12 protein-coding genes and 2 pseudogenes are annotated in these 14,068 nt (G+C 41.2%); 12 read left to right on the forward strand and 2 right to left on the reverse strand.

All coding sequences use genetic code 11. From position 1 onward, the window contains the following. Positions 1-169: 169 nt before the first annotated feature. Positions 170-328, reverse strand: coding sequence for a hypothetical protein (locus H6F62_RS11400; RefSeq protein ID WP_190372098.1), 159 nt, complete (start codon positions 326-328; stop codon positions 170-172). A 23-nt stretch (positions 329-351) separates the two neighbouring features. Between H6F62_RS11400 and H6F62_RS20975 the strand changes: the two are divergent. After that, positions 352-762: pseudogene (locus H6F62_RS20975) on the forward strand (Ycf66 family protein); the annotation flags it as partial. Positions 763-1,365: 603 nt separating this feature from the next. Here H6F62_RS20975 and H6F62_RS11410 read toward each other — a convergent pair. After that, positions 1,366-2,463: a phosphotransacetylase family protein gene (locus H6F62_RS11410; RefSeq protein WP_137909300.1), complete on the reverse strand. Its 1,098-nt coding sequence runs from the start codon at positions 2,461-2,463 to the stop codon at positions 1,366-1,368. Between the two features lie 336 nt (positions 2,464-2,799). Between H6F62_RS11410 and H6F62_RS11415 the strand changes: the two genes are divergently transcribed. The 11 genes and pseudogenes from H6F62_RS11415 (at position 2,800) to H6F62_RS11465 (ending at position 13,778) form a co-directional block, all read left to right on the forward strand. Next, the gene (locus tag H6F62_RS11415; RefSeq protein ID WP_137909299.1) at positions 2,800-3,012 is read left to right on the forward strand and encodes a hypothetical protein; all 213 of its coding nucleotides are present in this window, start codon (positions 2,800-2,802) and stop codon (positions 3,010-3,012) included. A gap of 107 nt (positions 3,013-3,119) precedes the next feature. Beyond that, positions 3,120-3,944 carry an Rpn family recombination-promoting nuclease/putative transposase gene (locus H6F62_RS11420; RefSeq protein WP_137909298.1) on the forward strand — a complete coding sequence of 275 codons (825 nt, stop codon included), beginning with the start codon at positions 3,120-3,122 and terminating at the stop codon, positions 3,942-3,944. A gap of 229 nt (positions 3,945-4,173) precedes the next feature. Continuing rightward, positions 4,174-4,650 (forward strand): DUF29 domain-containing protein, encoded by a 477-nt coding sequence (locus H6F62_RS11425; RefSeq protein WP_137909297.1) that lies wholly within the window; start codon positions 4,174-4,176, stop codon positions 4,648-4,650. A 291-nt stretch (positions 4,651-4,941) separates the two neighbouring features. After that, on the forward strand, positions 4,942-6,231 hold the full coding sequence (locus tag H6F62_RS11430) for a glucose-1-phosphate adenylyltransferase (protein ID WP_137909296.1): 1,290 nt from the start codon (positions 4,942-4,944) through the stop codon (positions 6,229-6,231). Positions 6,232-6,292: 61 nt separating this feature from the next. Further along, positions 6,293-6,802 (forward strand): AAA family ATPase, encoded by a 510-nt coding sequence (locus H6F62_RS11435; protein ID WP_137909295.1) that lies wholly within the window; start codon positions 6,293-6,295, stop codon positions 6,800-6,802. Positions 6,803-6,918: 116 nt separating this feature from the next. After that, a complete protein-coding gene (locus H6F62_RS11440) occupies positions 6,919-7,902 on the forward strand; it encodes a DnaJ C-terminal domain-containing protein (protein ID WP_137909294.1) in 984 nt (327 codons plus the stop codon). A 542-nt stretch (positions 7,903-8,444) separates the two neighbouring features. Beyond that, entirely contained in the window at positions 8,445-9,518 is a 1,074-nt protein-coding gene (locus H6F62_RS11445) for a hypothetical protein (RefSeq protein WP_190372100.1), read from the forward strand. A gap of 158 nt (positions 9,519-9,676) precedes the next feature. Continuing rightward, positions 9,677-10,645 (forward strand): hypothetical protein, encoded by a 969-nt coding sequence (locus H6F62_RS11450; RefSeq protein ID WP_190372101.1) that lies wholly within the window; start codon positions 9,677-9,679, stop codon positions 10,643-10,645. Positions 10,646-10,717: 72 nt separating this feature from the next. Continuing rightward, a pseudogene (locus H6F62_RS11455) lies at positions 10,718-10,986 on the forward strand (DnaJ C-terminal domain-containing protein); the annotation flags it as partial. A gap of 600 nt (positions 10,987-11,586) precedes the next feature. Beyond that, positions 11,587-12,582, forward strand: coding sequence for a hypothetical protein (locus H6F62_RS11460; protein ID WP_242025988.1), 996 nt, complete (start codon positions 11,587-11,589; stop codon positions 12,580-12,582). Positions 12,583-12,623: 41 nt separating this feature from the next. Beyond that, positions 12,624-13,778 carry a hypothetical protein gene (locus H6F62_RS11465; protein ID WP_190372103.1) on the forward strand — a complete coding sequence of 385 codons (1,155 nt, stop codon included), beginning with the start codon at positions 12,624-12,626 and terminating at the stop codon, positions 13,776-13,778. Positions 13,779-14,068: the final 290 nt, after the last annotated feature.

The following is a 14,068-nucleotide window of genomic DNA, read 5'->3' on the forward strand; positions in this document are numbered from 1 at the left end:
AGAGTTTCTCAAGAATTTCCCAAAATTACGACCAATATCAATAATTATTTTCATTTTGTATTTAAGTCAACAAATTAGTGACAAATTAGTGACAAAATTTGCAAAATTAAAATACATAGTGCAAGGAAAGGCAAGAGGCAAGAGGCAATAAAAATTAAATATCCTTATCCTATCCCCTATTTTCTTTATTATCTCTTCCCTCTCCCCCGTCCCCTCTCCCCTGTCCCCCGTCCCCTCTCCCCTGTCCCCGTCCCCTCTCCCCTCTCCCCCGTCCCCCGTCCCCCGTCACCTCTTCCCTCTCCCCTCTTCCCTGTTCCCTTTCTTTCATGAAATAGTAAGGAGTATTAAAAAATGCTGGCCTATTTTATAGCGTTGGTAGTCGCTTTTGGTAGTTTAGCCATTTACCTATCAGCCTTCTTTTTTCCAGAAATCCATCGCCAGAATGATTTTATCTGGAGTGGAGTTGGGTTATTCTACGCCTTGGTACTATGGATTTTTGCACCTGGAATTAGTGGAGGGCTGTTACTGGGTCATATAGCCAGTGTGGCACTGTTAGTATGGTTTGTGTCACAAACTCTCTCATTACGGCGACAGTTGGCCCCCGAAGAACAGCAAACTCCTTTACCCAGTCCTGAGCTAATTAAAATTAGTTTCCAAGAACAAATGTCAAAGTTTTCTGTGAAAGAGAAATTTCGACAATTATCCGCATTCATTGGTAGTGTGTTTAGTGGTGCAAAAGGAAAGCCGTCACAGACTGTAAATCAACAGCCAGTTATCAAAACTACTCAAGAGATTTTACAGCCAGGTACAACTCAAGCAACTCAACCCTCAAAATTACCAGATGAGTCGCTAAATGTCACCCCAGCAATTGTAACTCAAGCTTTATCAGAGGAGACTTTTTCTCCATCACCTGTTTTAGAAACGGTAGAACTAGCACCAACAGCACCAGTTATTCAGCCGCAAGAAGAACAGGTAATTCCGACAACAGAAAGACCTGCGACAGCCGAAACTCAAAATCTATCAGAAATAACTCAAATTGAAGTATTTGTTTCAGAATCACTGATAGCAGCAGAAACTGAAACTCTGATAGAGATAGTTCAGACTGAGGTACTTGTTTTAGAAGCAGAAACTAAGGATGCTGCCACTGAACTAAAAGTAAGTTCCCCAAATCCAGTGACATCGGAGTTATTAACCACAGAAGCAACTCAAAACCCTGCCATGAACGTTGAGGAAGTTAAACCAGACGGGGAAGCATTACCAGAAAAAATCCCATTCAATAAACCAGAGGAGGAGTAATTGAGGGGATTTACGCTGCTGATTCCCATAAATCAAGGGAAACTGGGCAATTTATGATAGTAGGGGCAACTACAGGGGGTTTGTCCCTGCTGGATTAAATCCCAATTGGGATAATAAACGATCAATATCAAAATGCTCAGACATAAGAGAGCGAATACACTCTATTTTAATTGGTTCATGGACGCGAACCTGACCAAAGCTGCGGTCAATGATTTCTACTGTGGTCAGAGTATCCAGATCCACGGATAAAATCGGGATTTCTAGCTCTTCGGCCCGGTTAAGGATAAATGCAGGAGGTGGTAGTTGTCCAGTCAGAATCAGACATTGAGTAGATGTTTCTAAGGCTGCTTGTTGAATTTCCACCCGGTCCCCCCCAGTCACTACCGCCATATTCTGACGTTTGCGGAAGTATTTCACAGCAGAGTTGACATTCATTGCCCCAATGGCTAGACTTTGGACTAATAAATCTAGGCGATCGCTTCGACAGAGAACTTCAGCGTTTAACTGCTTAACTAATTCGCCCACACTCACACTGCGAAGGATATCGCTTTTGGGTAATGTTGCTAGTACAGCAATATCCTGTTTTTCCAAGAATGGACGCAACAGGGTTTGTACTAACTCTGATTTTTCTTCAGGTACTTCATTAATTACGACACCCATTAACCGTTTACCCAATCGCTGTTTAGCAGACAACAACCCTTCAATAGAAGTTAGTGATTGATAACGGCTAATTAAGAGTACAGGAGCATCTAATTTTTCTGCTAGTTCCAGTAAGGATAATCCAAATAAATTTCCTTCTGATAAGTTTGCAGGTCCTTCTAATAAGACCAAATTGTTCTTTGGTATTTGTGAATACTTCTCTACTAGTAACTGTTGATAGTTGGTTGTGTCTTCTCCCTGTAAGCGTTTCTGGACGGTAATTTCATCTAAAGACAATAAGGTGGGAGCAATACGGTTGTCTGGAAGGTTCAGGTTATGAGTAATAAACTGGACATCTTCCTCAACTACTGTTCCTGTTGGTGTCTTGACAAAATTACCCAAAGGCTTACCATAAGCGATATCCAACCCATGAAGTTTTAGCTGATGAGACAAACCTAAAACCGTTGCAGATTTGCCACTGTAAGCTTCAACTGATCCAACCAGCAAGTATTTAGCAAGTGTTGGCACGTATGCACTCCTAATTTCAAAAGTTTGTACAACTCAGCTAGGTGTCTATCAATTTTAGTGCTTTCTGGTGGCAGGTAAATAGCTTGATTCAATCTTAATTGCCCCAATCTTAAAAATTAAATGGGAATAAATCTAGCTGTGGTAGCTATTGTAGCGATTTTGATCAAGATAAAAATATCTGTTTAAATAAATAATTTATGCTTTTTGGCATACAACAGCGATTATATGGAAGCTTTGATTTCTTCTGATGTCATTATGATCTGAATTTGCTTCGTAATCAGTAATCCGAGGCTTGATAGATACTGTACAATAAATTATGTAGCTGGCTAATAAAATATGCAAGATACCCTGACTATTACCATTAATCCAGAACTAAAAGCAGCACTTTTAGAAATTACTCAAGCTGAAGGTATATCTCCTGATAGTTTCATTGGTAAAGCTATTGAGGATTATATTTTTACCCACACATTCCGCGCTTTGCGTTCTTATTTGATGGCAAAGAATCAAACAGGTTATACCGATGAGGAAATTTTTGAGATAATTTTATGAAGCTAGTTCTAGATACTAATGTTCTGATTCAGAAAATATTAGACAGAGTTTTCTAAATACATAGTTATTCAGCGAGTATTTCATAAAATAATCTTGGAGGAGTAGTTATGTCCACAAAATATTTTAATCCTTATACAGATTTCGGTTTTAAGAAACTATTCGGAGAAGAAGGCAGTAAAGATCTACTCATGGATTTTCTCAACCAACTTCTACCAATACATCATCAAATTCAACAATTAACCTTTAAAAATCCGGAAAATCTAGCTGATACCATAGCAGAACGTAAAGCCATATTTGATATTTACTGCGAAAGTAAAACTGGTGATAAGTTTATTGTGGAAATGCAAAAAGCAAAAATCAAGAATTTCAAAGATAGAGCTTTATTCTATTCCACATTCCCCATTCGTGAACAATCAGAAAAAGGCGATTGGAATTTCTTTTTACTACCCGTCTATTTTATCGCCATTTTAGATTTCGAGTATGACGAAAATATAACATCTAAATTTAGGCGCGATGTGTGTCTAAAGGATCAAGATGGTGATATTTTCTTTGATAAGTTAAACTTTAAATTTTTACAAATGCCATTATTTAATAAACAAGAAAATGAATTAATAACGCATTTTGATAAATGGCTGTATTTTTTGAAGAACTTAGAAAGTTTTAATCATATACCCGTGATATTAAATGAACCAATATTTCAGAAAGGGTTTGAAATAGCGGAAATATCTCACTTAAATGTGGAGCAGTATGAACAATATAAGAAGAGTTTAGTGCAGTATTTAGAAGTGAAAAATGTATTTGATACAGCCTTTGAAGAAGGTGAGAAGTCCGGTATTGAGAAAGTTGCTAAAGCTTTGAAAGAGCAAAATATAGCCATAGAAATTATTGCAGAATCAACTGGCTTATCTTATGAAACTATTAAAAGAATTTGAGCGAATAATGCCAATTGATAGACTTGGCGATCGCATTACTGACTTTAACCCCACGGAAGGCGATCGCTCTCAGCTTTGAGTTAATTTCAGGGAGCGATCGCATTCTGTTGGTATATGATTCTCTATGAAGTTAGGCTAAATAGCTATATTCCGTGACTTGTGGGAAGTCCTAATAGTTCATCAACAAATTAAGCTAAAATAAAATAAATAGCAAAATCCTCACCAGTATATGGTTACATCAACACAAACCACAACTCAAACCTTATACGACCAAGACTATTACCTGTGGATAAGAACAACCATTAACCAACTTCGCACAGGACAATTTTCTGCTGTTGATTTAGAGAATTTATTAGAAGAATTAGAAACTATAAGTAGAAGTGAGAAGCGAGCAATTGAAAGTTTATTAACTAAGTTGCTTGTACATCTACTAAAACTCAAATGTTGGGATAGTGAAAGAGAACGTAATCAAGGACATTGGCTAGGAGAAATTAGGACATTTCGCAACCAGATTAAGAAATCTCTTAAAGATAGTCCAAGTTTAAAACCTTACATTTTAGAAATATTTGACCAATGTTATCAAGATGCTAGATTAGAAGCATCAGATCGTTCTCAACTTCCCCTTGATATCTTCCCTCTTATCCCCATTGCTTCACTAGCACAAATTTTAGATGATTGGTTGCCAATCGAAAAAAATCAAGGCTGAAATTTTTTTCCTCTTTCCCTGACTTGAGATTTGAGAGCCAAACTAAAATCAAAGCTAAAATCAAAACGACATTGTACTAAAAAGCTTTAATGCTGACCGCTGACCGCTGAAAGCTGCTGTACGTAATTTATATCCTGGATAGAAACGTCATTATAGTACATAAGTTCTACATTTTCCCATTAACTCCCACTTGAAAATTCATCCCTAAGATTCTTTGCTTTTATCTTTATCAGTTGCTACATAGAGTCCTAAACTGTAGATGAGAATTGAAAAGCAGTCGGGAGAAATTTTGTGAAAAAAGTTTTAGCAATCATTCTTGGTGGGGGTGCGGGTACTCGGCTTTATCCGTTAACCAAGCTTCGCGCCAAACCAGCAGTACCAGTAGCCGGGAAGTATCGCTTAATAGATATTCCCGTTAGCAACTGCATCAATTCGGAAATATTCAAAATCTATGTCCTCACTCAATTTAACTCAGCCTCCCTGAATCGTCACATTGCTCGTGCTTACAACTTTAGTGGGTTTAGCGATGGATTTGTAGAAGTGTTAGCCGCACAACAAACCCCAGAAAACCCCAACTGGTTTCAAGGTACGGCTGATGCTGTGCGTCAGTATATCTGGATGTTACAGGATTGGGATGTAGAGGAATTTCTGATTCTCTCCGGTGATCATCTTTACCGTATGGATTACCGTCAGTTTATCAAGCGTCATAGAGATACAAATGCGGATATTACACTTTCCGTAATTCCCATGGATGATCGTCGGGCTTCGGATTTTGGCTTAATGAAAATTAATCAAGCCGGGAGAGTAATTGACTTTAGCGAAAAACCCAAAGGGGAAGCCTTAGCGCAAATGCGTGTTGATACTACCATATTAGGATTAACGCCAGAACAAGCTCAATTACAGCCATATATCGCCTCCATGGGGATTTATGTCTTTAAAAAAGATGTTTTGATTAAATTGCTAAAAGAATCTTTAGAACGGACTGACTTTGGTAAAGAAATTATTCCCGACGCAGCTAAGGATTATAACGTTCAAGCCTTCTTATTTGATGATTATTGGGAAGATATTGGGACAATTGAATCTTTTTATGAAGCCAATTTAGCCCTCACCAAGCAACCCCTCCCTCCCTTTAGCTTCTACGATGAAGCAGCACCAATTTATACCCGCGCTCGTTATCTACCACCCTCTAAACTATTGAATTGCCAAATCACAGAATCTATGATTGGTGAAGGTTGTATCTTGAAAGATTGCCGGATTCAACATTCAGTTTTAGGAGTGCGATCGCGCATAGAATCAGGAACTACAATTGAAGAAACCCTGATCATGGGTGCTGACTATTATCAGCCATTTGTAGAGAGACAATGCAGCCTAGAAGAAAATGATATTCCCGTCGGTATTGGTACAGACACCATTATTCGTCGGGCCATCATTGATAAAAATGCCCGCATTGGTCACGATGTGAAAATCATCAATAAAGACAACGTCCAAGAAGCAGAACGGGAAAAACAAGGCTTTTACATTCGTAGTGGCATTGTCGTCGTTCTCAAAAACGCTGTCATTCCCCATGGAACAATCATCTAGTTAGTCAGTTGTTCGTTATTTGACTAATGACTAATGACTAATGACTAATGACTAATGACTAATGACTAAATTAATTTTGCTGATTGGTCTTCCTGGTAGCGGTAAATCAACCTTAGCAAAACAACTATTAACAGAATGCTCCCAGATGCAGCTAATTTCCACAGATGCCATCCGGGGGCAAATTTTTGGTTCTGAAGCAATTCAAGGGGCTTGGCCGCTAATTTGGCGGGAAATAGAACGACAATTTCAACAAGCCATAACCTTGGATCAAGGAGTGATTTTCGATGCTACCAACGCCCAAAGGAAAAATCGTCGAGCAGTGATTACCCTAGCCCGTGATTTTGGCTTGACTCATATTACCGGAATTTGGCTTAGAACCCCAATCTGGCTATGTTTAGCCCGAAATCAAAGACGAATTCGTCAAGTTCCCGAAGACATCATTTTCCGAATGCACCGCCAAATCCGGGATGCCCCCCCCAGCTTAGAAGAAGGAATAGATGAGTTGATTTCTTGTTCACAATGGCAAGAGTGCGGGAATTGCCCTGGTACATTCGGCAAAAACCACACTTAACTTTGGGAACTTTTTGTTAATTTAATATTTAGACTCTTTTCGGCATTAGACCAAGAAAACAGTAGATCTCATATTTTAGAAAAAACATAACCTAAATTTCCACAGGAGGCTAGTAAATGGCTGCAACCGACTTTAAAGACTATTATGCAATTTTAGGAATTACTAAAACCGCCACATCGGAAGAAATTAAACAGGCTTTTCGCAAATTAGCCCGTAAATATCATCCTGATGTTAACCCCAACAACAAACAGGCCGAAGCAAAATTCAAAGAAGTGAATGAAGCCTACGAAGTCTTATCAGACCCAGATAAACGCAAAAAATACGACCAATTTGGTCAATATTGGAAACAAGCCGGTCAAGGTTTCCCCTCCGGTGGTCCTGGTGCCGATATGGGCGGCTTTGACTTCGGACAATACGGCAGTTTTAATGACTTCTTAAATGAATTATTTGGTGGCGCTGGTCCTCGCAGTGGACGACAAACCGCCACAGATTCTACCTCCACTGGGAGAACAGGTGGTAGATATGGGGGTTTTAACGATTTTTCTTTTCAAGACGCTGCTAGAACACAAGACACAGAAGCAGTAATTACTTTAACTTTAGGCGAAGCATTTGCCGGTGTCGAGAAACGATTTAGTTTAGGAACTGAAACTATTGATGTGCGTATCCCCGCTGGTGCTAAAGCTGGTACTCGCTTACGGATTAAGGGAAAAGGCCAAATTAACCATCAAACGCAACAACGGGGGGATTTATACTTGAAAGTAGAATTACAACCCCATTCCTTTTTCCAAATGGAAGGTGATCATCTGGTCTGCGAAGTCTTCATTACCCCTGATGAAGCTACATTAGGAGCAGCTATTGATGTTCCCACCCCCGACGGTCATGTTAATGTCAAATTACCAGCAGGAGTTCGTTCTGGTCAATCTCTACGCCTACGTGGTAAAGGTTGGCCGCTAACTAAGGGTGGACGTGGTGATCAATTGGTCAAAGTAGCGATCGCTCCGCCAAAAGACCTCAATCCCCAAGAACGGGAATACTATGAGAAAATCAGGGCTATCCGTACCTATAACCCCCGCAGCCATTTAGCACAAGTTAAATTGTAAAGATTGTTTACAATATTCCCCATAAAAATGAGCTAAAATCGTCATTTTGTCTCCCCTGTTAATAATTCAGAGTCGTGAAAACTCTCGAAAATGCTTCACTTCCTACCTTATGGGATCTAGCCACAGCATAACAGGGCATTTTATTTCTGAGAACACCCCTATTCAAAAATATATACTTACTTTCTCATGATCTATCTTTTTTTAAAGTTAGGTTCATGGTATAATGGCGGGCAATTGATGATCGCATTTATTTGCGTACTGACATCAATTGTTGTCTTTTTTATCGATATTGCAGTTTACCGATTCCGAGTCACACTGGGGAAAATAGCTTCAGGGCATTTGCCCAGAAAACTATTAACTCTATATAGATTTTCGGCGTTGCTGAAACCAAGTATGAATTTATGTGTAGATCCGAAAATACCTAGCCAGGTCACGTCTCCACTACAAAGGGTTGAATATCATTAAAAATAATGTTCATACATCAAATCAGCAACGCCAGATTTTCGCCACCGCATAACAAACATCTTGTGAGGAGTGATATTTTGAGCAGTAAAAAACATTCTGTTAGACCAGGGAATCATTGGAAGCAGTTGATCTACTTGGGTTTATGGCTAACCCTACCAACCTTGTTCCTGACCACAGCCATTTCAGTTAATTCCGCATCTGCCGCAGATGACATAATAACTGAAAACCAGAACAGTGAATTAAGCACCGATAAAACTGCAAAAGCTAATTCTGTAACCGATACCAAACAGGTAGTCGCGGCCGCAGAATTAGAAAAAACAGTGGCATCTGTTCCTGAGCAAAACCAACCACAGCTAATTGCACAAACTGGAGACGGTAATCCGGACGATGTTGATAAAATCCGCCAGGATTTACTAATTGAACCCCTGATTAAGATCAAAGTAGCACTAGATCCTAAGCCAACCTACCCACCTGGACTCAGTTTTGCTGGAGAGAGTGCTTTCGGGGCTAACATGAGTGACGCATTTGTAGGATTATCAGCGGCAACCGCTGGTAATAGGGGTAACTCTATAAATGACATAGACGCGAGTACCAGCCTCGGTTTTGGTTTAGGTAATTCCGAAAAACTAGTTGGTCTGGAATTATCGTTCAACAATGGTAGTGTCAAAAACTTTGGTTCTAATGGAACCTTTGACCTCAAAGCTCACCGCATTGTCTACGCTAAAGGAACCAATCAAATTGCTGTAGCTGCTGGCTGGAAAGCCTTTGCTCAGTATCAGACCAAGAACAGTAGTGAAGAAATCAGACCTTCCAGCCTCTATGGTGTGGTAACAAGTTACTCCCTTTTAAAACCTAATGATCCTGTGAATAAAATGCCCGTCTCATTCTCCCTGGGCGTTGGAGGTGGGGACTTTAGGCAAGGTAACGCCAGTACTGGTGTATTTGCTGGAGCGGGTGTGCAAGTTCACCCCCAAGTCGGTGTGGGCTTAGGTTGGAGTGGAGTTGGCTTAAACCTTGGTGCTTCCTTCGTACCTGTGCCTACTTTACCCTTAACAATTACAGTCCAAGGTGCGGATCTTACTGATAACAGCGTAGGTGGCACAACATTTGCGTTAAGCATAGGTTATGGTTTCAATTTCTTGCCTAAATAAATAGAGCTTGCTGATAGGGTAGCATGGCGTTAGCCATATAATATAACCTAAAAACCTTAGATATAAGGATTTTCAGAGATATTAAAGTCAAAAAAAGTGCAGGGAATCAGGGACGATAGCATCAATTGTCAAACAGTTCTATATTTTAGATAATCATCATGTTAAAAACCAGAAATCTCATTTTTACCCTCAGCTTGAGTCCTCTACTGTCATTTGCTTGGCAGTTACCAAACCAAGCCCAGAGTTCCAGTCCCAGTAAAGGTACAGCTGGTGTTGATGCTGGCGCTGCTACTGGTGCTTCACAAACTAGTGGTTTTTCCACACCAACAGGAACAACACAAGGAACAACACAAGGAACAACACAAGCAACAACAACGGAGGGAACTCCTGTAACCATTCCTATAATACCTGGTGTTAAAATCACCATTTTAACTGGTGTTTCCACGGATGGCAAGCTGTCGGTGGCTACAACTACAGGTGGTGACACAACTGCAACAGTTGCACCTACAGCAGCGACCGTAGAATCAACTTCATCTAGCCTCACTGTCATAGATGGTGAAACGGGAAAGACTGTTGTGCTCATCCTTGCCGCACAAAACCAGGTTGAAATCAATCAGTTGGGTGCCGTTATTATTCAGAATGTTAACAGTATAACAGGTGGTACAACAGGTGGTACAACAGGTGGTACAACAGGTGGTACAACAGGAAGTGTTGATGCTGCTGACATTACTACGCTATTGACAGGTGGTGCTGATGCACAACAGGCTGCGACTAACGTAACAAACGGCTTCATTGCTGGGGGTATTACCCTGGAACGAGCAACAGCACTAGTCACAGCCCTAACTGGTTTGTTTGCTTCTTCTAAAGGTTCCTTGCCAAATCAGCCCCTAGCCCTAGCAACATCAGGACAGCTAGTAGCCAGCACCAAACCTTTTAAACCGGTTACTATCATTGCTCAAGGCAGCGCTGGCATAAGTGTCAATATCAATAAGCTAAACGACGCTATTGTTGCCTACAACTCAATTATCCTGCAAAGTGAACCGCAAGCTGTTAAAAATCTCTCTCGCAATGGCGGTTTCGTCGGCATTGGTGGCATACTCAAACAATTGAGAACTGTGATCAAATAACCTTTAATTACGCAAACGCAACTCCAAACAATACCTGGGAGTTGCTGAATTGTAGTAGGTGACGGAGCTTGCGAAGCTACATTAGGAGCAGCTATTGATGTTCCCAACCCCAATGGTCATGTTAATGTCAAATTACCAGCAGGAGTTCGTTCTGGTCAATCTCAGCGCCTACGTGGTAAAGGTTGGCCGCTAACTAAGGGTGGACGTGGTGATCAATTGGTCAAAGTAGCGATCGCGCTCCGCCAAAAGACCTCAATCCCCAAGAACGGGAATACTATGAGAAAATCAGGGCTATCCGTACCTATAACCCCCGCAGCCATTTAGCACAAGTTAAATTGTAAAGATTGTTTACAATATTCCCCATAAAAATGAGCTAAAATTGTCATTTTTTCTCCCCTGTTAATAATTCAGAGTCGTGAAAACTCTCGAAAATGCTTCACTTCCTACCTTATGGAATCTAGCCACAGCATAACAGGGCATTTTATTTCTGAGAACACCCCTATTCAAAAATATATACTTACTTTCTCATGATCTATCTTGCTTTTAAAGTTAGGTTCATGGTATAATGGCGGGCAATTGATGATCGCATTTATTTGCGTACTAGATCAATTGTTATCTTTTATGTACGTATTACAGTTTACCGGTTCCGAGTCACACCGGGAAAAATAGCTTCAGGGCATTTGCCCAGAAAACTATTAAAGGCGCTTTGGGGATTTTCCTCAAAGCATTGCGTTAGCGTAGCGGCGCGTTAGCGCGATATGCCGAGTTAAGAACTTTGGTTTTTAGGACTCTATGTCCGTGTATATCATCAGATGTCCTAGATTAAAGTTTCTGTATATAAACTTTCGCCACCGCATAACAAACATCTTGTGAGGAGTGATATTTTGATCAGTAAAAAGCATTCTGTTATACTAAGGAATCATTGGAAGCAGTTGATCTACTTGGGTTTGTCGCTAACCCTACCCACTTTGTTCCTGACCACAGCCATTTCAGTTAATTCCGCATCTGCCGCAGATGACATAATAACTGAAAACCAGAACAGTGAATTAAGCACCGATAAAACTGCAAAAGCTAATTCTGTAACCGATACCAAACAGGTAGTCGCCGCCGCAGAATTAGAAAAAACAGTGGCATCTGTTCCTGAGCAAAACCAACCACAGCTAATTGCACAAACTGGAGAAGGTAATCCAGATGATGTTAATAAAATCCGCCAGGATTTACTAATTGAACCCCTGATTAAGCTCAAAGTAGCACCAGCTCCTAAGCCCACCTACCCACCTGGACTCAGTTTTGCTGGGCCGAGTGCCTTCGGGGCTAACATGAGTGACGCATTTGTAGGATTATCAGGAACGACCGCTGGTAAAACGAGAAATGTGATCGACGGTAGTACTAGTCTCGGTTTTGGTTTAGGAGATTCCCAGAAACTAGTTGGTCTGGAATTCGCTTACAGCAACAATAGTATCAGAAAATTTGGAGTTAATGGCAGCTTTGACCTCAAAGCTCACCGCATTGTCTATGCTAAAGGAACCAATCGAGTTGGTGTAGCTGCTGGCTGGAATACCTTTGCCAATTATGGTACTGACCCTACCGGACCTTCCAGTGCCTATGGTGTGGTGACAAGTTACTCCCTTTTGAAGCCTAATGACTCTGTGAATAAAATGCCCGTCTCCTTCTCGGCTGGGGTTGGGGGTGGCAGTTTCCGCCAAGGTAATGCCAGTACTGGTGTATTTGGTGGAGTCGGTGTGCAAGTTCATCCCCAAGTCGGTGTGGGTCTAGGTTGGAGTGGAGTTGGTTTAAACCTTGGAGCTTCCCTAGTTCCTGTACCAACCATACCTTTAACCATTACACTCCAAGGTGTGGATCTCACAGATAATAGCACGGGCGGCACGATATTTGCCTTTAGCATTGGTTATGGTTTCAATTTCTTGCCTAAATAAACACTTCCATATCTAGAATATTTAGAATTTAAAGAATCATCATGTTGAAAATCAGAAATCTCATTTTTGCTCTCGGTCTGAGTCCATTAACATTAGCCGTCTGGCAATTACCCAGCCAAGCTGGAGGTAATGCACCTGGCTCTGGGAGTGGCAATAATAATTTGCAAGGTTCAACAATTACCCCTTTCTCAGTGCCGCCAGCAGCACTGCCAACAGGAGGAGGAGCAGCTGCAGGAGGAGGAACACCAGCAACAGAAGCAGCAGCAGCAGGAGCACCAGGAGCAGCAACGACAACAACAACAACAACGATAGGAGGAGAGACAGTAACAACAACAGCCGTAACAACACAAGCAACAACAACGGCGGGAACTCCTGTCACCATTCCTATAATACCTGGTGTTAAAATTAGCATTACAGCTGGTATTTCTACGGAGGGAAAGCTGTCCTTGGCTACAACTACAGGTGGTGACACAACTGCAACAGTTGCACCTACAGCAGCGACCGTAGAATCAACTTCATCTAGCCTCACTGTCACAGATGGTGAAACGGGAAAGACTGTTGTGCTCATCCTTGCCGCACAAAACCAGGTTGAAATCAATCAGTTGGGTGCCGCTATTATTCAGAATTTTAACAGTATAACAGGTGGTACAACAGGTGGTATAACAGGTGGTACAACAGGTGGTACAACAGGTGGTACAACAGGTGGTACAACAGGTGGTACAACAGGTGGTACAACAGGTGGTACAACAGGTGGTACAACAGGTGGTACAACAGGAAGTGTTGATGCTGCTGACATTACTACGCTATTGACAGGTGGTGCTGATGCACAACAGGCTGCGACTAACGTAACAAACGGCTTCATTGCTGGGGGTATTACCCTGGAACGAGCAACAGCACTAGTCACAGCCCTAACTGGTTTGTTTGCTTCTTCTAAAGGTTCCTTGCCAAATCAGCCCCTAGCCCTAGCAACATCAGGACAGCTAGTAGCCAGCACCAAACCTTTTAAACCGGTTACTATCATTGCTCAAGGCAGCGCTGGCATAAGTGTCAATATCAATAAGCTAAACGACGCTATTGTTGCCTACAACTCGATTATCCTGCAAAGTCAACCGCAAGCTGTTAAGAATCTCTCTCGCAATGGCGGTTTCGTCGGCATTGGTGACATACTCAAACAATTGAAAACTGTGATCAAATAACCTTTAATTACGCAGACGCAACTCTGAACAATACCTGGGAGTTGCTGAATTGTGGTAGGTGACAAAGCTGGCTATGCCGACCTAAAAAACCTAAAAAATGCTAACAAAGTCCAGGTTTTTATAGTCCGTACTCTGTAGGACGGTAAATCTGAACGGTTCTTGACTCAGGTATGACTTATGCAAGTGGCACAAAAAAATATAATTTTTTTGAATTTTTTGGTTTTTAGTCACGGCTAAAGCCCTGATAATCACCTCTTGTACCCGTAATCTTTTGTATCTGCCTCTGGCAC

The sequence above is a fragment of the Anabaena sp. FACHB-1391 genome (assembly GCF_014696755.1).
GTDB classification, from domain to species: Bacteria; Cyanobacteriota; Cyanobacteriia; order Cyanobacteriales; family Nostocaceae; genus Dolichospermum; species Dolichospermum planctonicum.

Bases quoted from the DNA above. Each gene is read 5' to 3' on its own strand.
- H6F62_RS11420 (WP_137909298.1), top strand. From the start codon at position 3,120: ATGTCCACAAAATATTTTAATCCTTATACAGATTTCGGTTTTAAGAAA.
- H6F62_RS11465 (WP_190372103.1), top strand. From the start codon at position 12,624: ATGTTGAAAATCAGAAATCTCATTTTTGCTCTCGGTCTGAGTCCATTA.
- H6F62_RS11440 (WP_137909294.1), top strand. From the start codon at position 6,919: ATGGCTGCAACCGACTTTAAAGACTATTATGCAATTTTAGGAATTACT.
- H6F62_RS11435 (WP_137909295.1), top strand. From the start codon at position 6,293: ATGACTAAATTAATTTTGCTGATTGGTCTTCCTGGTAGCGGTAAATCA.
- H6F62_RS11425 (WP_137909297.1), top strand. From the start codon at position 4,174: ATGGTTACATCAACACAAACCACAACTCAAACCTTATACGACCAAGAC.
- H6F62_RS11415 (WP_137909299.1), top strand. From the start codon at position 2,800: ATGCAAGATACCCTGACTATTACCATTAATCCAGAACTAAAAGCAGCA.
- H6F62_RS11450 (WP_190372101.1), top strand. From the start codon at position 9,677: ATGTTAAAAACCAGAAATCTCATTTTTACCCTCAGCTTGAGTCCTCTA.
- H6F62_RS11400 (WP_190372098.1), bottom strand. From the start codon at position 328: ATGAAAGAAAGGGAACAGGGAAGAGGGGAGAGGGAAGAGGTGACGGGG.